The following is a 22,105-nucleotide window of genomic DNA, read 5'->3' on the forward strand; positions in this document are numbered from 1 at the left end:
TTAACCTCTGTCTTTACTATAAACAATGACAAGATAGCCACGGTCAAGACTCACTTGAATCGGTTGATCCAAAAATTCATTGGAGCCATACATGGCCTTCAAAAAATAATTATCCTGATGGAGCGGATACTTGGCCCCTGTGATCTCTAAGTGGCCTTGTCCGACAGGCATAAAACCAACATAGGACATGGCTGGATCTGGCTGAATCTCATGGCAGCCAGCTGGTCTGTAGATTAAGCGGTTTTGACCATCGACTAATTGGATCTGATCCATGTAGGGAGCTAGGTCTGGATCGGTCGGTAAAAAGATATTAGACAAGAAGTGATCCAAGCGACCGCCAAAGGCACCATAAACGGTGATAATAGCCTCTGGATAGGCTTCAAAGACTGCTTTCAAGGCCAATTCCAAATCCGTATCGTTCTTTTCAGGGATGGATTGAATAACCTGCTTGGCTTGGATACGGATCTTATTCAAATCAGTCTCAGAGACGGAATCGAAATCCCCCACAGCTATATCTAATGGCAGGCCTTGTTCCAGTAACTTCAAACAGCCACCATCAACGCCTACATAAGCGTCATGATTTCTTGGCAAAAGCGTGCTGTCCCCTCCTGCCAGTATTGCGATCTTACCCATTTACAGCATCTCGGAGCGTTTGAACACGCTCATTAACATCTCCATTAAAGACATAAGAGCCTGCTACAAAGACATTGGCCCCGGCTTCTTTTGCTTGGGAAATAGTTTGGCCATCAATTCCTCCATCGACTTCGATATCAAAGCCTAAGCCTTTTTCTTCACGAAGCGCGGCTAATTCGCGCACCTTGTCCATGGTTTCAGGCAAGAAGGCTTGGCCACCGAATCCTGGATTAACGGTCATGACCAAGACTTGATCTACCAAGTTCAAGACATGTTTGATACTGACTACAGGAGTTCCTGGATTGATCACGACACTAGCCTTCACACCTGCTTGACGAATTTTTTGAAGAGCTCCGTGAATATGGGGAGTAGCTTCCACATGGATGCTGATGATGTCAGCACCTGCACGGGCAAATTCTTCGATATGGTGTTCAGGATTGGTGACCATCAAGTGGCAATCAAAGACCAACTTGCTATGTGGACGCATGCTCTCTACGACACCAGCTCCAAAGCTGATATTGGGCACAAAATGGCCATCCATGACATCGATATGGGCATAGTCAGCTCCTGCTGCTTCTAAGCGTTTCAATTCACTTTCAAAATTGGCATAATCGGCACTCAAAATTGAGGGTGCAATTTTCATTGTTTTCATCGTTGTAGTGTCTCCTATTTTGGCATTTTTTTCGAAACTTTTTTATAGGTTTCGCGACGGTTTTCAATCTCACTTAGAAATTGCAAGTAATCCTTATAACGGAAAGGTGCAATTTCCTCTCTTTCAACGGCTGGTTTCACCGCACAAGCTGGCTCATGCGTGTGGGTACAGGTACGAAATTTACAAGAGTGGCTCACATCGGCGATCTCTGGGAAGGCTTGATTTAAGTCTTCGCTGGTCGTCACTTCATAATCGAGGGAGGAGAAGCCAGGCGTATCTGCGATCTTTCCTCCATTTAAATGGTAAAAGCTGACAGCTCGGGTCGTGTGTCGACCGCGCCCCAGACTATCTGAAATCTCACCCGTTTCAAGCTCCAGATCCGGAGCGATTTTATTGAGCAAGGTCGATTTTCCTACACCGGTCTGTCCCATAAAGACCGTGGTTTGATTGGTCAAAAGGGGCAAGAGTTCCTCAATCGACAAGACAAAGTCGTAGCCAATAGCCTGATAGATTCCTTGGTAGTATTGGATGTCTTCCATATCTTCTAACAAGTCCAGTTTTGAAATATAGACAATGGGATGAATCCCCTTGTGCTCCAAAAGAACCAGAAAACGGTCTAAAAGATTGGCATTGAAATCCGGCTCCTTCGCTGACATGATCACTACTGCCTGATCAATATTGACAATAGGAGGACGCACGAGGCTATTTTTTCGAGGCGCAATGCTCAAAATGTAGCCTTCCGAATTCTCTTCAGCAGAGAACTCCACCTGATCCCCCACATAAGGAGTCTGTCCTTTTTTTCTAAAATTTCCACGAGCCCGTGTCTGGTAAATGTGACCGTCTGACTCCACGTAGTAGAAGCCAGCCAAGGCCTTGACGATTGTTCCTTGCAAATCGCACTCCTTTGAGATTAATACTATCTATTATACCAAAAAATGAGAAATAAGGCTGGATTGCTTGATAATAAAAAACGAAAAGTGAACCTCTCCGAACGCTTTTAGAAACGAATAGGTTCGTTTTTTAAACGGATAGAAACAGAAGACGGAGTATCCGTTATGACTTGTCTTTTAGCAGAATTCGGGAAAGGGCACCTTCCTTTTTTTCCTTGGCATTTTTCCTAAAAAGTGTATAATAGAACTATGCGGAGGTGGTGGAACGGCAGACACGCATGCTTCAGGCGCATGTGCCCCTTCGGGCGTGAGGGTTCAAATCCCTTTCTCCGCATCTTGGAAAGGTGGCCCAGCTCGGTACGGCACCGGACTCGAAATCCGGCAAGTGGATTTTTATTCACGCGCGGGTTCAAATCCCGTCCTTTCCTTCTACAAAAACAAGACATGAGCTACGAAGCTCATGTCTTTTCTGTTATTTTATTCCTACTTCTAGAAGGCCATCTGCTAGGCGAGCGAAGTCTTCTAAGCTCAGAGCTTCTCCTCGTACAGAAGGTTGCAGGCCTGCAGCTTGGATTCCTGCTTCCAGTTTGGCTTTGATTTCTTCGGTCTTGCCAAAGCGACTAGTCAAGTTGTTCCAAAGTGTTTTGCGGCGGTGGACAAAGCTAGCCTTGCTGACAGAGAAGAAGAAATCTTCATCCTTGACAGCTACTGCTGGTTCTTCGCGACGGACCATCTTCAAAATGGCAGAGTCGACGTTTGGTGCTGGCACAAAGACGGTGCGAGGCACGATAAAGGCTACCTTAGCAGTCATATAGTATTGGACTGCAATGGATAAAGAACCATAAGCCTTGGTGTTGGGCTCAGCCGAGATGCGGTCTGCCACCTCTTTTTGCATCATGACCACAAATTCTTGGAAAGGAATCTTGGATTCGATCAAGTGCATGAGGATGGGAGTTGTGATGTAATACGGAAGGTTAGCCACCACCTTGATCGGAAGGTCTGGATTTTTAAACTCTGCGATGTACTGGTTGAGGTCTACCTTGAGGATGTCTTGGTTGACAACTGTGACATTATCAAAATCCCGTAAGGTATCCGCCAAAATAGGAACCAAGCGGTCATCGATCTCAAAGGCCATGACTTCTGCGGCATTTTCTGCCAAGAACTCAGTAAGTGCCCCAATCCCAGGACCAATTTCGATGACATTGACCTGCTTATCGATCTCTGCCGTATCCACAATTTTTTGAAGGATGTTGGTATCGGTCAAAAAGTTTTGACCGAAGGATTTTTTAAAGGTAAATCCGTGACGCTCCAGCACTGCCTTGGTCACGCTATAATCTGCAATTCTCATTTTTTCTCTTTTCTAATCAGTTTAGGGGTAAAGGATCCCCTCTACTTCCGTCTTAATAACTAGCCATCGCCTCTTCGACTTGTGCTAAACTAATTCCAAACAACTCCAAGCGTTTGATCAATTGCTTGCCATTGCAGTAGCCGATGCGCAAGGCTTCTCCTAAGTATTCTCGTCGTTTGCGACTATCGCTTCCCATCAACAGTCCAAGCCGCATCAAGTCGGTCTTTGTGATATCAAAGAAATTTTCATCTTCGTAAGACCCGACCAGTCCAGCTAGGGCTTTTTCTAAGTCTTCAAAGCTAGCATGCTCCACTCCCAAGGAACGCCCCTTGGTCTTGGACTTGGGTACTGCTTCGCCTCGATTTAAAAAGGCATGTTTGGCCTGGGGCACCTCTTGCATAATGATCTTGCGAATGCGCTCGCCATTATAGTCTGGATCGGTAAAAACAATGACCCCACGCAACTCTTGCAAGGTAGCAATTCGTTCCAAGTCATCTTGATCGATCGCAGAGCCTCGTGTTTCATAGGTATCCACCTCATAAAAACGACGGAGATTGGCTGTGTCGTCCTTGCCTTCAACAACAATCACTTCCGGTATTTTTCTTTTCTCAGTCAAGGCCAAATACCTTTCTTGCATTGTCATAGGTTGTCTGAGCCACTTCTTCTGTTGTTAAGCCACGTAGTTCTGCAATGAAGTCTACTACATAACGAGTGTAGGCTGTTTTATTTTCTCGGCCACGTTTGGGAACTGGTGCCAGGTAAGGAGCATCTGTTTCAACCAAGATCTTATCGAGCGGCAGGCCAGCTGCTGCTTCTTGGACATCTGTGGCTTTCTTAAACGTCACCACTCCAGAAAAGGAGATCATCATTCCCAGATCCATGAAGCGTTTGGCTTCTTCTAAACTTCCTGAGAAGGAATGCATGATCCCACCGCGAGGCCCGACTCCTTCACTCTTGATGATGGCATAGGTATCTTCAAGAGCATCACGCGTATGCACCACGAAAGGCAAGTCCAAGTCCTTAGACAATTGAATCTGACGACGAAAAACCTTTTCTTGAACATCTTTTGGTGCTGTCATCCAGTGGTAATCCAGACCAATTTCTCCTAGGGCGATGACTTTGGGATGTTTCAACTGTTCAAGTAAATAGGCCTCCACTTCAGGACTATAATCGCCCGCCTCAGTGGGGTGCCAACCAAGTGTGAGATAGAGCTCTGGATGCTGGTCTGCCAACTCCATGGCTCGCTCAATCGTTGGTTTGTCAAAACCGACAATATTATGAGCTACAACGCCCATTTCCTTGGCCAAGTCCAGCTCTTCTTGTTCTTTTCCTGCGAATTCTTCCACATTGAGATGGGTGTGGGTATCAAAAATCTGCATGATCTTCCTTTTCTTCCGAGTTTTTCTTCTTTCTATTATAGCAGAAAGCGCCTCTAAATTCACTTTCGGACAAAACAAAAACCAGTAGTCTCGAGTTTCTACTGGTTTTTAGTTTTTTATCTGAATTAGGCAGCCAAAACTTTGCGTCCTTTACGACGACGAGCTGCCAATACGCGACGACCGTTTTTAGTTGCCATACGGTGACGGAAACCATGTTTGCGCGCACGACGAAGTTTACTTGGTTGATAAGTACGTTTCACGATGAATACCTCCTCATAGATTTTGTATTCGTTTAGCCGGCTAGTTGTGATCAGTTACTAAACATACTTTACTATTCTATCGGATTCAGCTCTATTTGTCAATAGCTATGGCAAAATTGTTGCAAATACAGGTCGGAGAAAACCTTTCTACACCTGACGGGTTGCCAAGTAATAGGGTTCCAGAGCCACCAGCGCCTCTTGCAACTGATCCAGGATATCCTCAAGAGAATCTTCCACGACTAGAGAAACATCGTATTTGACGAGGACCTTACGAACCGCCCCTTCTGCTACTGCTTGTAACAGATCATGACGATTCTTTTCTGTTCCTTCTACCCTTTGACTCTCTCCATTTTTCTGGGCGAAATAATAAACTGGCTGAGTGATGGGAAGGGTGAGAACCATTTGTTGTTTTTGAAGGCTCTGCTCATCTTTTTTTTCGCTCGATAAAACTCACCTCTAAGGAAACTCCAAAATCAGCTGCATCTCCATAGAGCCTCAAGGCAAACATAGGTTCTGCCATCGTCCCTTCTCCTTTTAGATAGGCCCAAAAATGAGGTCGCAAGACCTGGGCCTGGTTCATCCATTGACTGGTCCGATCTTGCTCCAAATAGGGGTGACGCTTCTGAAAGGCTGAGACCAAATCGGTGAATTCCTTACGAGCCGCTTGAGCTAGAGCACGATACTGCTCCATCTCTGAGGCTAGCACGCCTGCCTTTGCTGGGGCCTGGTAGTGAATTCCTTGAAGCTTTAAAAACTCTCGAATCGCTGCAAATGCCATCTGCTTCCTTTCTAAACCTAAAAAAGGAGAGATCGGCTCAATCCCGTCTCTCCCTTATGGGAAATAATAGCTTGATTATCCTTCGATGTCTACCACTACGTAACGGTTTGGTTCTTCCCCTTCAGAGTAGCTAGTGACTCCTTCCATCTTAGAGACAATCCGGTGAATGATTTTGCGTTCACTGTTTGACATCGGATCTGTCTGTTGGACTTGCCCATCTTCGAGGGCACGCGTTGCCAACTTCTGAGCATAGCTTTGAAGAACTTCCGCCCGGTGTTCTACATAGTCATTAACATTAATGGTAATGTAAAAATTCTTTGAGTAGCGGTTATAGAGGTAATTTTGCGCCAAAAGTTGAAGAGCCTTCAAGACTTTTCCGTGGTATCCAATGACACGTCCCGGTTCATTGGTATCAATTTGCATATTGACCGTACGGCGGTTGTGACTGCTTGAGATGGTCGCATCCACATCCATTTCATCGATTACTGTTTGAACATAGGCTGTCACATCTGTGACGACTTCTTCGATATTGTAGTTTTCCTCTACTTCGATACCAAGGTTTGAGAAATCAGACTCATTTGATTCTTTTGCTACTGGTTCTTTAACCTTCTCAAGGATATGTTCATGCCCTTTTTCTTCAAGAACGGTATCTGCTTCTTTGTCATGTTTGAGGATTTCTGTCTTGATTTCTTCAGAGACAACTTCTCCTTCTTCTTCGACCTTTTTGATCGCTGCAACGACGCGTCCGAGATCGATCGTTGCTTCGCTCACTGTCTTAACCGGCTCGTTTTGCGCATTGATTTCATCTGGGACACCTTTGACGGCTTTTTGATTGGCTTTCACAACCGTTGTTTCTGCAATCGGCTCAATCTCAACCTGGGCTGGTTTTTTCCCAAACAAGCCAAGAAAACCTTTCTTCTCACGCGCTACAACTGTAATGTGTGCCTTCATACGGGGAATATCTAAATCGTTCAGGCCTTTTTGAATGGCTTCTTCAACAGTTGCTCCAGTATATAGGACCATATGTCCACCTCTTTCTTATTTTTTCTTTTTCTGTGCTTTGTTTAGGGCACGGCGTTTTTGTTTTTCCATGTCTCGCGAAGCTTGCTCTTTTGCTTCACGCTCTGCGATAATCTTGAAGGGGTTGTTCAAGAGATAGGTCTGTCCGACTTGGTAAGCATTGGAAGTCACCCAGTAGAGTGCGACCCCGCTAGCTGAGAACAAGGCAAAGAAGAAGATCATCACAGGCATCACATACATCATGGTTGTTGCACTCCCATTGCGCTCTGGCATGGCTTTATTGGTCAACCAACTACTGAAAAATGTGAAGAGCGCTGCAAGAACCGGCAAGATGTAAGTCGGGTCGATCGCGCCAAGGTCCAACCAAAGGAAGTGACCAACTTTAAGGAATTCGACACGGCTCAGCGCTTGGAATAAGGCCATCAAAACCGGCATCTGAATCAAGAGAGGAAGAAAGGCTGAAGATGTTTTGACGCCTTTTTCCTTGTAAAGGGCCCGCATCTCTTCAGAAAGCTTGGTCCGACTATCTAGATCCTTTCCAGGATACTTGGCTTGCAATTCCTTGAGTAGGGGTTGAATTTCCTGCATCTTGCGGGTTGAATTCATTTGATATTGGAAAAGCGGCAAGAGGACCGTCCGGATGACAATGGTAAAGACGATAATCCCCACACCGATACTTCCGCCAAATGACAAGAAGCGAATGGCTTCGGCAAAGAAGTAGACGAAGCGTTCCCAACCACCTGTCGACTGAGCTGTCACTTGAGAGGTCCCACAAGCTGTCAAGACCAATAAGGCTGCTCCTAATAATCCAGTTAACTTCAGTTTCTTTTTCACATTATTCCCTTTCTTGGTAGACATGCGCTAATTTTAAGACATGTACAAGATTTTTCTCAACTTGATGGAAGTCGAGCTCCTCCACTCCTTTACGAGCAATGACGACAAAATCATCGGTCGTAAGGAAGGCTTGGTGTTTGATCAAAACATGGCGAATCAAACGTTTGATGCGATTTCTAGTCACAGCATTTCCCAGCTTCTTACTAACAGACAGGCCGACTCGAAAATGTGGTTGGTCTTTGCGCAAGCGGTAAACAACGAATTTCCGATTGGCAACATTTTGACCACTTTTAAAAATAGCATTAAAATCTTTGTCACGTTTGACGCGGTAGCTTTTTTTCAAACCTCAACTCCCTCTATTAAATTTATTCTATTATACCATATTTTCAAAAAAAACCAATCTCACTCAGGAAATCGGTTGCTACTTGAATACAGATAAAAGTAAAGGCAAGGTGTAGTAGAGATTGAGCAAGATATGAGCCAAAATAGGAGAAAGGAGCGTCTTGCTCCGATAATACAGGGTCCCAAAAATCACACTCGGCAGGAGATAGATGATAGAAGCTCCTAATGAAAAGGGATTGTGGAGAAAATGTAAGCCACTGTAGATGAGGGCTGGAAGCCAAATCTCAGCATAGAGTTTCCAGCCTTTGAAGTAGGCATTCACCAAGGCTCCACGAAAGATCAGCTCCTCTGTCACCGGCCGGATGATAACCATTGCAATCACTAGGATAAGCACACCTGTTGGGCTAATTTCCCGTGGAAAGAGACTCAAAACGGCTGCCCGTCCTTGAACAAAACCACTGATGAAGTAGTCCAACCAGTAAACCAAACAGGCCGCAAAAACGGCTTCTATCAGAGCTTGAAGAGGGTTCTTCCCCAGCTTAAACTGCGCTTTTTTAGAAAAACGATAGACCAAAAATCCTGTAAAGACTGCATAGAGGCCTTCTAGGCCAAATAAGGTCCAATAATAGCTATTGGCACTTGCTACACTATTGGAGACATACTGGGCCAAGGGGCGAAATTGGGGCCGAACATAAAAATAAAACAAGAGCAGAAAGAGGGGATACAGCAGTGAGAGCTTTCCTTTGATGAATTTCATAGATACCTTTCCTATAAAGTATGACAAATCGTATAGTGCATCTTACCATAATCGTGACAAGGTTTCAATGAAAAAGGATGCCTTCCTACTCTCTGAGATAGGCCACATAACCACCTAAGACAGCGACTAAAATCAAGAGACAAAGAAGAGTTTCCAGCCATACAAGAACTGTCAAGAAAGGTAGTTGCAACAAGCCTTGGGCCATTTTCAAAGAGGTCGCTGTGATGACTGTTGGAAAGGTCAGGGCTGAAAAAGCAGGTTGAAAACCTTCTTTGATCATTTTCGGTAGGCGCATCAACACAAAGAAATAAAAACCTTGCGAGGCCACCACCATGATCAGTAAGAACCAGGTGGGCAAGCTCGCTCCACCCACACGAACCAGGGCTGCTAAAAGAAGAGAAAAGGGAGCACAATAGATGCCTTCTTGGCCCAACAGATGACTGGGTAAGGGGGACTGCTTCAAATCATGATAGATAAGGGGATAAAGAAGAAAGGTCAAACCAAAACCAATCACTAAAGCGAGATAAGCAATCTCTCTTATTCCCACAACTGGATAAGTCAAGGCCGCTACTGCAATGCCCACATAGAGAACGGTCCAACTGGGAGTGGCATTGGCTCTTGGTCGCGCTAGGACATGGGTCTTGGTAAAATAGAGAATCAAGCCCAGATCTAAGAGAAAGGCAGACCACCAGACCAACTGTGATAGACCTCCAAAGGCGGGAAAGAGGCGCAAAAGATAGGTGGATAGAATCATCCCTGCCATGGGAAAAGTTGCCATCCCAGATAAAAGGGCTGGTTGTTGGAGTTCTATCTTGGTTTCTTGCCAGCGAATTGCATGATAAACGACAAAGAAAAACCAGAAGAACAAACCTGTCAGACTAAAGGCGTGAGCAAGGAAGGGTAGCGAGTCTGCAAGAAGGTTTCCAGCGCCAACCAGTCCTAACAGACAGCCTGAAAATACTAAGGGGATCTTTTTCATCGGAAGCTCCAATCATTTTATCGCTTTCAGTATACCATAAAAACAAAGGCAACATCATCAAAAAACGAAGTTGGAGAATACCAACTTCGTTCAGATTGAAGATAAAGTCATATAAAAACTTTCCTTAGGTGAGTACGGACGTCAGCGAACATCTTTGAAGTTCCATGACTAATTATTGAGCCTAAGGTCTCAATAATTCCGAGTGCCTGAAACGTTATTGTTTCAGGCACTTTTCTCACAGCGGAAAGTTTCGGTATTTTCTTGAATCGATTTTAAAAATGGAACTCATTTTTGTTTTTTTGCAGAATCGCTTAACTTATTTTAATTTAAAATAGTTTGTCTACATTCTAACTTCTTTTTATCCATTCTATTAAAGACTAGGCCTGTACGACCATCATATAAAGAAATAAGGATACGAGAAAGACGATACTAACAACGAGGGTCGCTAGCTTGAGTCCACGGTGAGACCGCCAGTAACTTGGTTTTCCTAGGTTACTGGTCGCATCTGTTGAGAGCGATTGTTGTTGGCGAGGCTGCAGGGTGATCAGAACCACAAGAGCGAGGGATAAGATCGAGATCCCGATTGCAAATACCATTTCCATCTTAGGATCCTCCTAACACTCTGAAGAGGGTAAAAATAACTCCCAGCAGAATCACCAAACCAATGATCACATTAAAAGTAACATTGATCTTTTCAGAACGTGTCGTCTTTTCTTTTTCGGCAGGACGGCGTTTGAGAGACTCCATCCGTCCTTCTACTTCTTTGTAAAATAAATCTTTCTTACGATCACTCACTGTATCCACCTATCCCTTCTTGCAAGCGAGCTTTGAAAACAGCTGGCTCAACGCTACTTGATTGGGCAATTTGTTGCGCAACGGCTTCTCTGTAGTTATCCACAGATTGGTAGATTTCCTGGATACGGGACACCATATCTGCTTCTTTTCCTTGATCAAAGATATTGGCTTGTGCGAGGAAGTGGCGGTCATGCAGGGTATGGCTAAAGGCAAGGATGACTTGCTGGTGTTCGAAGGCCTTGCGAACAATGCCTTGTACCTCTGCATAGTGGTTGATATCCAGATAAATACTAGAGACCTTAAGCAACTCTTTGATCCGCTCTTGACTGATATTTTGGTACAAGACCACATTTGGGTAGCGGACCATAGACAAGAGGCTCGCAGACATCTCCGTCAAAGCTGCTACACGGAAGGTCACATTTGGCAAGTTCTCTACTAGGTAGGTCAAGGCTTCGATCTGATCCGAATTGGTCAAGACAAAGGCGTCTTTACGGATATCGTCTTTCACCTTGAAATCATACAGGTAGCCAAGGGGACCAAAATAGCTATGCTGATCTTGCGAGGTCAACTGCAAAGCACGATGATAGGTCGCGTTTTGCGGAATCAAGATCTTCTTGGTCCGGATTTCTGGGCTCTTTAGAATCAACTGCATATTGCCCGGAAGGCTGTCGTGAAGAGGCTCTTGCCACACCAAGACATCGCGTCCTTTGATGCCTTTATTACCCAACTGGAGACTAATGCTAAAGGAGGTAGCCAGCGTATTGTAGACCAAACCATCCAAATCAAAACCACGATACTCTAGATAAAAGACAAAGTAATCTAAGCGATTCTTGAAAATCCGCATGGGTTGATGGTCCAAGGTCAAAATCAAATCCCCTGTTTGGTGATTCTCTGTCAAGCGCTCGATATCCCCTTCAAAATAAGTGGTCACCAAATGTTGGCCCTGATCGCCACAAGTCGTTACGGCAATTTTGCGACCGTATTGGTCGAAGCGCTCAATCATGAACACTTGTCCCTTATCGTCCAACCACTCTAAGCGCTCAACGATGCGTTTATAGGAAGCAGCATGGTAAACAATTCGAGCCTTTTCTTGACCATAGTAGGTCACTCTCCCCGAACTGTTATCCCCAGAAACTTCCCAGAAATCAGGCACTGGAACTTCATTAAAGTAGCGTCCGCGCTTCTCCCCTTTTGCTTGTCCTAAGAAATAGATAAAGGGAGACTCAACACCGTCTGGTAAGAAACCGTTTGGCTCCAAAACAACGGTCGGATGGTCAAAGCCAGACTCTTTCATAGAGTGGAGCAAATCCTGGCTCTCACGAGAATAACTATCAAATATGTTCAGCATGTGTCACCTCTTCTATCAATTGTGCCCAAGCTTCTTCTACTCGGCTGGTCAAAAAGTCTTCTGCACGCGCATAAGATGCTTGACGCATGCTGGCTAGATCATCTTTTTTGTAAAGCTGGATGATTTTATCTGCAAAGGCAGCAGCGATCTGGTCGACCACTTGATCTGCTGATGGTGGAATGAGATAGCCATTTTTACCTTCTGTGACAAAGGTCTGATTGCCATAAGGAACATCAAAACCGATAATCGGAAGTCCAGAACCAATCGCCTCCATCAAGGTCAACCCAAAGCCTTCACTGGTCGATGCTGACAGGTAAACCTCATAATTCTTATAAATTTCCTCTAGATTGGCATGCCCTTTGAGATGGATATAGTCTGCCGCCCCCAATTCATCAATTAGAGAACGCAACTTGCCTTCTTCTCCACCTTTTCCATAGATGTCAAAAGACAGTTCTGGCAATTCTCTTTTGGCGCGAACCACTGCTCGCACCAACCAGTCAATATGCTTTTCTGTCGCCAAACGAGAGGCAGTAATCATAGAAAATGGAGTGCGATTTTCATTTTGTGGCAGGCTTGCAAGACTCCCAACTGGAATGGTATAGATAGCCGGCTGATGGTTGGTGTATTTAGCAAACTGCTCGGCCAAGATTTCTTTTTGGCGGTCAGTCGCGACAATAAAGAAGTCCACCTTGTCTGCATTGGTAAATTGGTACTCGTAGTAGTTATTCCACAGGATATACTGATCATCGACATTATTGGCGCTGAAGTGCTCGGCATGAACGACCACCCCCAGGCGGGCTTTTTGCGCTTCTTCAAAGATAGGCTGACCAATATTGGTTTCCCGATCCAAAATCACCAGATCTTGTTTGGTCAATTGAAGGGTCTGCATGAAGTAGCGGATCAATTCTTGGCGACCAACCAGGTAGCGATCTGGGAAACGATAAATTTCGCGACCATCCGCCATCTGCATGCTGTAGGCAACTGTCCCGTCTTCATTGTAAAAGCGGCGCTCAATCAAGTTGGCTTGATTGTTTTTGGGAATGAAGTACTCGGTACAATAGCGGGTATAGGAGAAGTAATCCTTTCTCACTAAAATCCCTCTAGACACGTACTCGCAGCGTTCGACATAGGGACTGTTTTCTTCGCGCAGGTAGCAGGTCAAAAAGTTGTCCTGGTCCTCATAAAAGAAGCGCTTGATCTTACCATCGACTTCTTCTCGAGTCGGTTTTCCGGCAAATCCTGCTAAGACCTGATCAATGGTATAGGTTGTTGGTGCAATTTTTATATCTGTAAAATGGCTATAGAGCCAGATAATTTCATCATTTTTAAAACCGATATTTTCTGTTAAATGCTGGATGTTATCGGCTAGGATCATATCCATAAAGACAAACTTGGCTGGTTGATGGATATTGCGTAACAACTGGGCACGGTAGGCCTGGGCATACTCAACACCACTGCTAGCCCAACCGATTCCAAGGTTGATATTGTATACTGTCATAATGTCCTCTTTTATGGGAAATGCAAGACAATTTCCCCTTTTTTATTGATTTCTACTCGACTCAGTAAGAGATTGCGGACCATTTGTTCTTTGGCCGCCTCTTTCATTCGTTCAAAGGATTGGTAGGCTTCTTGGAAAAATTCTACCAAAGGGTTTTTCTGACTGGTGTACTGACCAGAGAGCGCCATGCGCAATTGTTGCAGATAGTCTACCTGCTCGACCCAGTTCTCGTCGATAGCTTTTAGAATGGCCATGCGCTGGAATTGGGCGATCACCTCATCGGTGCCTAAGATCTCATACTTAGCTTCCAACTCGCTTTTAGCAATCTCCCATAAGAAATTTTCTTTGGTTTTCTTGCTACGGAAAGTTTGGTGGGCCTTATCCGGATCCACTTGGTAGCTAACATTGTCTAACATATAGCGATAAAAAGCTACCGGTTCCTTGTACTCTTTTTTATGGACTATGCTTGAAAAGACGGAACGAAGCACTTTTTCAACGATGTTGTCCAAGCGACCTTCTTGTTTGATCAAGCGGTCGCGCTCTTCGTAGACGATGGCACGCTGAATGTTCATGCTTTCCGCAAATTCTAACGTCATCCGACGACTGGCCTGACCAGAACTTTCACTAGCATTTTGAGCCCGTTCCACCAAGTTTCTATACTTGCGCTTGGTCAGAGCTTTAGCAGAACCAATCCGCTCATCCACATCATAGTCTTGATAGGTATCCTGGATCCAGTCTGGCCCCCAGTTTTTCATCAAATCGTCTTCCAAAGAGACGAAGAACTTGGTCAAACCGGGATCTCCTTGGCGACCTGAACGCCCCCGAATTTGAAGGTCAATCCGCTGGTTCATCATCCGCTCAGTCCCGACAACCACCAAGCCACCTAACTCAGCAACTCCTGGTCCCAACTTGATATCGGTTCCCCGACCGGCCATTGAGGTCGCAACGGTCACAGCACCTTTTCGACCTGATTCCTTAATGATCTGGGCCTCTCGAGGAGCATTGTTGGCATTGAGAAGATTGTGTGGAATCCCTTCGCGCAAAAGAAGATTCGAATAAAGAATCGACATTTCAACCGATCCGGCAAAGACCAGAATCGGATTGCCCTTTTCGTGGACCTTCTTCACATAATCCAAGGAAGCCACGATTTTCTCTGGCAAGGTCTGATAGATTTCATCCGGCAAATCTTTGCGGATCTTCTTGCGATTGGTTGGGATCTTGATCACTGACATGGCATAGGTATCAAGAAACTCTGCCTCAGCGACCTTCCCAGTCCCGGTCATGCCTCCCAACTTCCGAAACATCTTAAAGAGGTTTTGGTAAGTAATAGAAGCCATGGCCCGTGTTTCTTGGGTGAGCTTGAGACCCTCTTTGGCTTCAATCGCCTGGTGGAGTCCTCCTTGCAAACGGGTCATTTCCATCAAGCGCCCCGTCGCCTGGTCTAGTAAGACAATCTCCGGTTGCCCTTCGACATTGGGATGGATGACATAATCCTTATCCTTAATAAAGTTTTTATTGGCCTGCAGGGCTAAGCTGATATGGCGTACCAAGTCACGGTATTGGGGATCATAGAGGTTGGGAATGGCTAGAAAGGCTTCTGCTGCATGAGCTCCTTTTCGAGTCAACCAAACTCGTTTCTTTTCTTCATCAAACTTGAAGTCTTCCCCTTCTTTGAAGGTTTGGATCAGGGTATCAATAATCCCATATAGGTTGGATTGAACCCGAGGAGAACCAGAAATAATCAAGGGAGTCTGAGCACTATCAAGGAGCACCGAATCAATCTCATCAACAATGGCGTAATTGAAGTCTGCCAAAAATTGGCCATCTGCAGAAGCCGTCAAGTTCTCTGTTAAATAGTCAAAGCCCAGACTAGTATTAGTCGTATAAATGACATCTGACCGGTAAATCTCCCGTTTGGCTTCTGGATCTAATTCTTCGTCTTCTGATTGTTTCAAGGGAACTCCAACAGTCAAGCCTAAAAAGCGGTAGACCTGTCCCATCTCTTCTGCATCCCGAGTTGCCAGATAGATATTGGTCGTAATAACCATGACCCCTTTGCCCTCTAAGGCATTGAGATAAACCGGCATAGTTGCCGTCAAGGTCTTTCCTTCACCGGTATTCATTTCAGCGACATTGCCTTGGTGGAGGACAATTCCTCCCATGACTTGCACGTCATAAGGAAACATGCCCAAGACCCGTTTATCAGCTTCCCGCGCAACCGCAAATGCTTCCGGCAAGAGATCATCCAAGGTCTCGCCCTCTGCTAGTCGTTCCCGAAATTCCACAGTCTTCTCCTGTAGTTGTCGATCCGTCAAGCGGGCCATGTCATCCTTCCAGCTATTGACTTCTTTTAAGATTTTTTTGATGTTTCTTAATTTAACGTAATCCAATGTAATCCTCTTTTTTTGCAGTGATGTTCGTCTATTCGAGAACTTCTGCTCCCTCAGACGATATTGGTTGAATCGTGAAATAGTGGAAGGTAAACTCTTGCAAACCTGCACTGAGCAAGCGTACTTCATATGCGTATGCTTGATCTGGGTAGGTAAACGGCAAGCGACCTTCTGCGGTTACTCGACGGCCAACGACCTCTCCAAAGCGATCTTTGAAGACAATTTCTACCATAACGGTATGAGCAGGAGTCGCTTCCATCGTGATAACCAATTCATAATCTTGTTCTCTTTTGAGCAGGGGCAGACTAGGAATTTGACGAGTTGCACCAAAATTTGTCTGCGAATGCCAAGTTTTCAGCACTTGACCAGATGGCATGAGGGGGTTCTGAAACTGAACGCTTCCTTGAGCAGTTACCTGAATGGTCGACCCCCAAAGATAATCTGCTAGAACAGTATCGCCCCAGTAGATTCGTCTGCTTTCATTTTCTTTTATTTTTATCATTGGTTTCTTCCAAAATCCCTTTCCATGATTTCATTGTACTGGGTCATAAACCATTCAATGATTGGAGCACTCGCGTCATTGTGCCGACCAGCGCGACTGGTGCTGATAATACGAACCGGCAATTCATACAAGGCCTCTAAAATATCTGGATAAGCCTGCTGATCGTAGTCATCATCCCTCATATAGGCAAGGGCTAAAATCGTATCCTTGAAATCTGCCTGATCAAACCGGTCCCAGAAGCGTTGATTCAGCTGACCGATCCCTTCTTGCGACACTTGACCAATGATCAACTGCATCATATCTAGGGATGTTCCAAACTCATCTGGGCGTTTAAATTTCAGGTTGGCAGCGACATCCCCCAGATTGACAATGGGTTTTCCGACCAAGATCGCATGAGGAGAATAAAGAGCACCATAGTAAAGGGCACCAAAGGTCCCCATGGACAAGCCTGAAAAATTCATATCTTTTGGCTCAAAGCCGAGCAAGTCCAAGTGCTGATCAATAAAGGCAGTGATTTGACTTTCCAATTCTTCTGAGCCCATATAGAAGGATCCACCTTCCAGTCTTGGGTCAGAAAAGAGAATAAAGGGACTACCCATCGCACGCATCATCCCAAACCCTTCAAAACCTTCGGCCGGGCGATACCCAGAAAAGTAAATGTTTAAAGGTGGCTTCATATCGCCAGGATGGAAATAAGCAAAAATTTCTTGGCGTTTGTGGTCCCGTAGCGTCTTAGCTCCTACGGTCATCTCTCCTAAAGGACCATGTGACAAGCGCTTATGTAAGGCTCCGATCGTAAGCGCCCCCTCTCCTTTTGCTTCCAGCGAAAAGGCTAGGTAATAAGGTTCTGCTCCATCCAATTCTAGCGGTTGCTCCATCTCTTCTTCTGAAAAGACTGCATCTTTGACCCACTCTCCCAGTGCACCAAAGCGATAAAATTGAATCCGCAATTGCAGCTGACAGCTTGGATCTTTTTCATATTCCAACCAAAAATTGATAGGATGGCTAGCATCATACACGTAGTTGTAGACCCACTGAGCAATCGGTGTAAACTCTTCACCGTATGATCCATCTAGCTTCAGAAAATGTTGCCCCAGCACCGTTTGCTGGCCAGCAAAATCAGGTCTCACTCGCAGGTCACGAACCGTAAAGGCATCTCCATATTGATTGTCGTATAAAAAGCGCTCTAAGACATAGAGAAATTGATGCTTGTTTGAGAAATCCCAGGGTCTTGCTTGCTTGAGTCTTAAGAGGTGGGCCAATTCGTCAGAAGGCGCCTCTAGTTCATGGCTTTGATCATAAAAAACGGTATAAGGTTGAAAATAAGCCAGGTCTTCGCCTAAAGCTAATAAATCTTCTGGCTTTTCTAGAATCAAGGCTTTGAATTTGGAGATTTCCTCTTCTTCCATATACTCTTTGAGCGATGGAAGAGCGGCAGCTTGAAAAAAGTGCCAGCCTAGTCCATCAGGAAGCTCCACCTGATCCTGCCAACTGCTTGAGCCGATTTGGAGAATATGGGGTATTTGTTGTTTTTTATCCATGACGTTCTTTCATCCATCCTTCCCATTTCTCGATCAAGCGTTGACCGGTGTATTCTTGAATTTTTTCGATCGAGTAGACCAAGGCTTCGTTCCAAGGCTTCAATTCGAATAAAAAGTGAGTAATCGCCTTCTCTAATTCCTTGTCTCCCTTTGATAAGACATAGCCATTTTTCAAATGATCAACATATTCTGTCTGGACGCGGTTGACCTGAGGAATCCCAGCAGAGATCCCTGCAATCTGAGTATAGAGGTTGGGTTCCTCGCTTAAATCTACGATCAAGCGGGTTTTTTCCAACTCTTGAATAATGTCATTTTCATTTGAAAAATTCTTAACTACAAAGCGATAGTCCGGTGCGTCTTGTACGGACTCTTCATCGATAATCTGGTTTTCCCCAAGCCCTTCCATTTGGGCTGGTGATTGAACCAGATGCAAGTCCTGCTCGCTAGCGATCAATTCCTCGAGTTGCCCTTCTAATTCCTTAACACGCTCCGGCGAGCCATTGTAAAATGCAAAAACAACTTCAAATAAAGGATGGTGAGACAACACTTCTAAGACCTTCTTGAGCTGGCTCTTACTTGGGAGCTCGGCTTCATTGACATAAAAGTAAATCTTCGATTCCTTGCGCTCCTGACTAGAACCCAAACGGAGTCGGGAGTCAAAAGAGGTGATCCGGTGTGTCTTTTGAGCCAAACTAGGAGAAAAGACTCCAATCGCTTCTTTGGTTTTTTCACTATCTGTAATCAAGAGCTGGGCATCAATCATATCAAAATAGAGGGCAAAATTTTCAGCAGACAAGGGCTGACGATCCCCATAGAAAGACAAGACTTTCTTGACGCTACTTGCTGTATCTTGTAAAAAAGCCAAATTTGCTGGATGAGCTGCCAGAACCAACTGATCTCGTCCTGGAACCAGAGTCAGTAAATGTTCCTTCATTTTTTCAGCTACAACTTCTCCTATATCAGAGTAGCTTTCTTTTTTGAAGGCATGAAAGAAAGCTTCATTGACCATGACGGAGCGGTTCTCTTCGATCAACATCTCTCTCAAAACCCATTGTCCATCAAAACTCAGATACTCTTGGAAATAAGGTTTGCCATCTTTATAGTATACCCTACTAGAAATAAACCCACGGTCATCTAAATATTCGACATATAGGATTTCATCCTCTTTATAACGGGTTAGGGTAAGGATATTTCCATCCACTCCCATATCAATTTTCGCTAGGTGGTGGCCCTTTCGAAATGCCATTACCAAAAAGGGAGTGTAGGAAAAAGTGGTCTCACTTGGCCATTCGATGTCCTGAAGCTGGACTGGGCGCATAGTCAAATCAGACGGAACCTGTTGGATTTTATCAAAAATCGAAAGAACATCTGTCTCTAACAAATCTTGGCGGTGTAAAAAATAGCGCAGTTGTGGACTATATTGAGGCAACAATAAGATCCGATCCATTTCTGCTTCTTGAAAAATACGAACTTGATTAATGGTATCGTCAAATTCAATGGACTCTCGCATCCAGTACCAAGGGGTAGCTGTTTGCTGCCAGATGCGGTCCGTTCCATACCAAGCTGGTACAAAATAATACATGGTTACTCCTAGAATATTCTTGTATAACGTTGATTCACTCGAAGGGCACGAATTTCTTCTCGGATATTGTAAATCATCCCGACAAACATGAGAAAGGTTCCTGGAATCATGGTCAAGCGCAAGAGATCCTTATCCCATAACAAGAGAGAAAAAGGAAGCGCTGTGAAGAGGATCAGATACAAGGTCCCAAAAACAGTCAAGCGTAGCACAATTTTATTGATATAGCGACGTGTATCTGCTCCAGGATAGACATGATCGATATACTCAGAAGCCTTCATCATCTTATCTGCAATTTCTTCTCCGTTCACATTGACAAAGGCGAAAGCAAAAGAGAGAAGGGCGATCATCAGAATGTAAAGAAGGATCCAAATCGGATCTCCCATCACCAAGTGTTTGGCTAAATGAGCAGCCCACTTGGCATTGGAATCCATAGACAAGATCAAGAGCATGGCATACTGAGGAATGGACACCAAGGTCATGGCGTACATAAAGGGCATCCCTCCTGCTGGGTTGATCTTGATATCCAAAAAAGTATAACTTTTCAAGTTGTTGTGGATCCCTAATTTATTGACAGGAATCTGGTACTTGGAATATTCCACTAAGACTGCCACATAGACAAAAATCAAGATGAAAATCACGCCCAGAACATAAGCGATTTCTGGTATATTATTGACATTTGAAAGGGTCTGCATCACGTCTTCTGGCAGGTACATAACCATCCCAGCCATCATGATGACCACAGAGCTTCCAAGCCCCAAAGCGGCATTTAGATCGGAGAGCCAAACTAAAAAGAAGGCTCCAGCTACCATAATCATGGTATTGACCGCAATGACAAGTCCAGAGTTCAACCCTGTCTTCAAAGGGAGATACATGGCCACTGCCAAAGACTGGACGATGGCGAGCACCAAGGTTACGTACATCTTTCGCCGTTCCACAATCTCCGTGCTGGTTTTTTCGAGGTTAAAGCGTTTTGAAACGGTAAACATCCGCCACAAAATCATGGAAGACATCCATGGGGATAGACCGATCGAAAAGATCGACATCCCGCGGAGGTTTCCCCCCATCACAGCGCTTGAGAGCTGCAAGCCCGTTGTCGTTCCCTCATTGAGTCTCAAGGCCTTTGATAAGTCAACAAAAGGCAGGGAAATTTTACTTCCCAAAACATAAATAAAGACGAAAAATATCGTCCAACAAAATCTCTTTCCTACTTCAGATCGTTTTAACATTTCTTTTAAACTTTCTCTTACTCATTTTGACTCTTCCACTTGGAAAACAGCCTTTAAATATGTGCCTTTAGAGCATTTTATCTCAACTTATTTTACCATAATTTGCTTATTTTCTACACTTATTTGTCACTAATCCTTAATATTGTAAAAAATTATAGCCTTGGTACCGTATTCAATAAAAAATTCTTCAGATTTATGTCTGAAGAATCCTATTTTATTCTATTTATTTTCCTAAAGCCATGACACTATCAACAAATAATTTCTTTGTAAAATAGCCATTGCGAATCAAATAAGAAGTATGTTGAGCCTTTTGAACCATTTGGGCATACTCTTCTTCTGTGCAGTCTTGAACCAAACGATTGGCTTCTTCGAGACTGGAGGCTACAAATCCGAGCCCTTTTTCTCGAATATAGTCTGCATTTGACAAATAATCTGGTACCACTACTGGAAGACCAGCAGAAAGATAGGTTGATAGTTTGTAGGAAATATTTTCTTTGTAGTAATCCCGCTCATCCTCAGGATTCTCTGAATTTCCCCAGACAAGTCCAAAACCTCCCTTGGAAAGTTCGAGAAGCAACTCTTGCTTGGTCCGCCAGCCTTCAATATGGACCTTAGAATAATCGACTCCTTCAACTGGTTCGGTATAGACATGAAGGGGGGTATCATATTTCCAATCGATGATATGTGGGAAACGTGACGGATTTCCTGAGAAGATCAGTTTTTTCTCAAATTGCGGAGTATAGAGATCCAAACTGTGGGTCAAATCCCACAACTTTTGGACCACATATTTTTTTACTGTAAGCCCTTCTGATACTAGACGATGGTACATCTGTTCTGAGGGGACTACAACAAGGTCGCTCTTATTATACATCTCAATATAAGCAGGCATGAGATAATAATTACTTTCAAACATGAGTGGCGGGACATCATGGATGAACATGACCAGTTTGGTTTGAAGGAGTTTTAACTTATCCACTAAACGATTATCCCACTCAATTCCGTTCCAAGAGGGTGATTGAACGAAGACGATATCTCCAAAAGCTACACCAGCTAAAATACCGTCCATCCGTGAATTCAACTCACCAGCCGGTTCATTAGTTTGATCATAAAAGTAGATCCCAAGTTCATTAACCCCGAGTTCACGAACCACATTCATAATATCATTTTGCGCCATTAAGGCAACACTTTGCGAAGATTGCCCAAATAAATTTGTGAAATGGATTTTCATTTTTTCCCTCAAACTCTTATTATTGATCCTATATTGTAATTGCATATAGACAGATACATTTCTCACAGGTATCCTTCTCTATATCACTTTACTCAAAACTTCCTTGTCCATTATAACATATTT

General features: G+C 44.3%; 22 protein-coding genes, 2 tRNA genes and 1 pseudogene. 2 read left to right on the forward strand and 23 right to left on the reverse strand.

Annotated elements, in window-relative coordinates:
* Genes HMPREF2704_RS03710 through rsgA form a run of 3 tightly spaced genes read right to left on the reverse strand, consistent with a single transcriptional unit; the run spans position 1 to position 2,178 of the window.
* Positions 1 to 633: a thiamine diphosphokinase gene (locus HMPREF2704_RS03710; protein ID WP_049506567.1), complete on the reverse strand. Its 633-nt coding sequence runs from the start codon at positions 631 to 633 to the stop codon at positions 1 to 3.
* On the reverse strand, positions 626 to 1,285 hold the full coding sequence (gene rpe, locus HMPREF2704_RS03715; RefSeq protein WP_070466649.1) for a ribulose-phosphate 3-epimerase: 660 nt from the start codon (positions 1,283 to 1,285) through the stop codon (positions 626 to 628). Before rpe ends, HMPREF2704_RS03710 begins: the two co-directional genes overlap by 8 nt.
* Before the next feature lie 14 nt (positions 1,286 to 1,299).
* A complete protein-coding gene (rsgA, locus tag HMPREF2704_RS03720; RefSeq protein WP_070676015.1) occupies positions 1,300 to 2,178 on the reverse strand; it encodes a ribosome small subunit-dependent GTPase A in 879 nt (292 codons plus the stop codon).
* Positions 2,179 to 2,426: 248 nt separating this feature from the next.
* Here rsgA and HMPREF2704_RS03725 point away from each other — a divergent pair.
* Positions 2,427 to 2,509, forward strand: a tRNA-Leu gene (locus HMPREF2704_RS03725).
* Between the two features lie 4 nt (positions 2,510 to 2,513).
* Positions 2,514 to 2,603: transfer RNA gene (locus HMPREF2704_RS03730), tRNA-Ser, on the forward strand.
* Positions 2,604 to 2,647: 44 nt separating this feature from the next.
* On the opposite strand, the gene rsmA is transcribed toward HMPREF2704_RS03730, so the two are convergent.
* The 20 genes and pseudogenes from rsmA to HMPREF2704_RS03830 form a co-directional block, all read right to left on the reverse strand.
* Positions 2,648 to 3,523 (reverse strand): 16S rRNA (adenine(1518)-N(6)/adenine(1519)-N(6))-dimethyltransferase RsmA, encoded by an 876-nt coding sequence (gene rsmA / locus HMPREF2704_RS03735; protein ID WP_023919235.1) that lies wholly within the window; start codon positions 3,521 to 3,523, stop codon positions 2,648 to 2,650.
* A 52-nt stretch (positions 3,524 to 3,575) separates the two neighbouring features.
* Positions 3,576 to 4,160: a ribonuclease M5 gene (gene rnmV / locus HMPREF2704_RS03740; RefSeq protein ID WP_176745632.1), complete on the reverse strand. Its 585-nt coding sequence runs from the start codon at positions 4,158 to 4,160 to the stop codon at positions 3,576 to 3,578.
* On the reverse strand, positions 4,132 to 4,902 hold the full coding sequence (locus tag HMPREF2704_RS03745; RefSeq protein WP_049483646.1) for a TatD family hydrolase: 771 nt from the start codon (positions 4,900 to 4,902) through the stop codon (positions 4,132 to 4,134). Before HMPREF2704_RS03745 ends, rnmV begins: the two co-directional genes overlap by 29 nt.
* 125 nt (positions 4,903 to 5,027) lie before the next feature.
* The gene (gene rpmH / locus HMPREF2704_RS03750; RefSeq protein WP_003003086.1) at positions 5,028 to 5,162 is read right to left on the reverse strand and encodes a 50S ribosomal protein L34; all 135 of its coding nucleotides are present in this window, start codon (positions 5,160 to 5,162) and stop codon (positions 5,028 to 5,030) included.
* 147 nt (positions 5,163 to 5,309) lie between these two features.
* Positions 5,310 to 5,940: pseudogene (locus tag HMPREF2704_RS03755) on the reverse strand (HI_0552 family protein).
* A gap of 75 nt (positions 5,941 to 6,015) precedes the next feature.
* Entirely contained in the window at positions 6,016 to 6,963 is a 948-nt protein-coding gene (gene jag / locus HMPREF2704_RS03760; RefSeq protein WP_070845726.1) for an RNA-binding cell elongation regulator Jag/EloR, read from the reverse strand.
* 15 nt (positions 6,964 to 6,978) lie between these two features.
* Positions 6,979 to 7,794, reverse strand: coding sequence for a YidC/Oxa1 family membrane protein insertase (locus HMPREF2704_RS03765; protein WP_003015944.1), 816 nt, complete (start codon positions 7,792 to 7,794; stop codon positions 6,979 to 6,981).
* A 1-nt stretch (position 7,795) separates the two neighbouring features.
* On the reverse strand, positions 7,796 to 8,137 hold the full coding sequence (rnpA, locus tag HMPREF2704_RS03770) for a ribonuclease P protein component (protein ID WP_003002960.1): 342 nt from the start codon (positions 8,135 to 8,137) through the stop codon (positions 7,796 to 7,798).
* Positions 8,138 to 8,215: 78 nt separating this feature from the next.
* Complete coding sequence (locus HMPREF2704_RS03775) at positions 8,216 to 8,893, reverse strand: CPBP family intramembrane glutamic endopeptidase (protein WP_070676011.1); 678 nt, start codon at positions 8,891 to 8,893, stop codon at positions 8,216 to 8,218.
* A gap of 85 nt (positions 8,894 to 8,978) precedes the next feature.
* Positions 8,979 to 9,872: a TDT family transporter gene (locus tag HMPREF2704_RS03780; RefSeq protein WP_070845727.1), complete on the reverse strand. Its 894-nt coding sequence runs from the start codon at positions 9,870 to 9,872 to the stop codon at positions 8,979 to 8,981.
* 377 nt (positions 9,873 to 10,249) lie between these two features.
* Complete coding sequence (locus HMPREF2704_RS03785; protein ID WP_003003038.1) at positions 10,250 to 10,474, reverse strand: accessory Sec system protein Asp5; 225 nt, start codon at positions 10,472 to 10,474, stop codon at positions 10,250 to 10,252.
* Between the two features lies 1 nt (position 10,475).
* A complete protein-coding gene (gene asp4 / locus HMPREF2704_RS03790) occupies positions 10,476 to 10,667 on the reverse strand; it encodes an accessory Sec system protein Asp4 (protein ID WP_003003066.1) in 192 nt (63 codons plus the stop codon).
* On the reverse strand, positions 10,660 to 12,015 hold the full coding sequence (gene gtfB, locus HMPREF2704_RS03795) for an accessory Sec system glycosylation chaperone GtfB (protein WP_070845728.1): 1,356 nt from the start codon (positions 12,013 to 12,015) through the stop codon (positions 10,660 to 10,662). Before gtfB ends, asp4 begins: the two co-directional genes overlap by 8 nt.
* Positions 11,999 to 13,513 carry an accessory Sec system glycosyltransferase GtfA gene (gtfA, locus tag HMPREF2704_RS03800; protein ID WP_024056280.1) on the reverse strand — a complete coding sequence of 505 codons (1,515 nt, stop codon included), beginning with the start codon at positions 13,511 to 13,513 and terminating at the stop codon, positions 11,999 to 12,001. Before gtfA ends, gtfB begins: the two co-directional genes overlap by 17 nt.
* A gap of 11 nt (positions 13,514 to 13,524) precedes the next feature.
* Positions 13,525 to 15,909, reverse strand: coding sequence for an accessory Sec system translocase SecA2 (gene secA2, locus HMPREF2704_RS03805; protein WP_083312264.1), 2,385 nt, complete (start codon positions 15,907 to 15,909; stop codon positions 13,525 to 13,527).
* 25 nt (positions 15,910 to 15,934) lie between these two features.
* Positions 15,935 to 16,405, reverse strand: coding sequence for an accessory Sec system protein Asp3 (asp3, locus tag HMPREF2704_RS03810; RefSeq protein ID WP_024056283.1), 471 nt, complete (start codon positions 16,403 to 16,405; stop codon positions 15,935 to 15,937).
* A complete protein-coding gene (gene asp2, locus HMPREF2704_RS03815; RefSeq protein WP_024056284.1) occupies positions 16,402 to 17,946 on the reverse strand; it encodes an accessory Sec system protein Asp2 in 1,545 nt (514 codons plus the stop codon). The genes asp3 and asp2 overlap by 4 nt, the downstream gene beginning before the upstream one ends.
* Positions 17,939 to 19,528: an accessory Sec system protein Asp1 gene (gene asp1 / locus HMPREF2704_RS03820; protein ID WP_024056285.1), complete on the reverse strand. Its 1,590-nt coding sequence runs from the start codon at positions 19,526 to 19,528 to the stop codon at positions 17,939 to 17,941. Before asp1 ends, asp2 begins: the two co-directional genes overlap by 8 nt.
* A gap of 8 nt (positions 19,529 to 19,536) precedes the next feature.
* Positions 19,537 to 20,754: an accessory Sec system protein translocase subunit SecY2 gene (secY2, locus tag HMPREF2704_RS03825; protein WP_042760209.1), complete on the reverse strand. Its 1,218-nt coding sequence runs from the start codon at positions 20,752 to 20,754 to the stop codon at positions 19,537 to 19,539.
* A gap of 223 nt (positions 20,755 to 20,977) precedes the next feature.
* Positions 20,978 to 21,982, reverse strand: a complete 1,005-nt coding sequence (locus HMPREF2704_RS03830) for a sugar transferase (RefSeq protein ID WP_070676006.1) — start codon at positions 21,980 to 21,982, stop codon at positions 20,978 to 20,980.
* Positions 21,983 to 22,105 lie beyond the last annotated feature (123 nt).

This window comes from Streptococcus sp. HMSC076C09, from assembly GCF_001837905.1.
Lineage (GTDB): Bacteria > Bacillota > Bacilli > Lactobacillales > Streptococcaceae > Streptococcus > Streptococcus parasanguinis_I.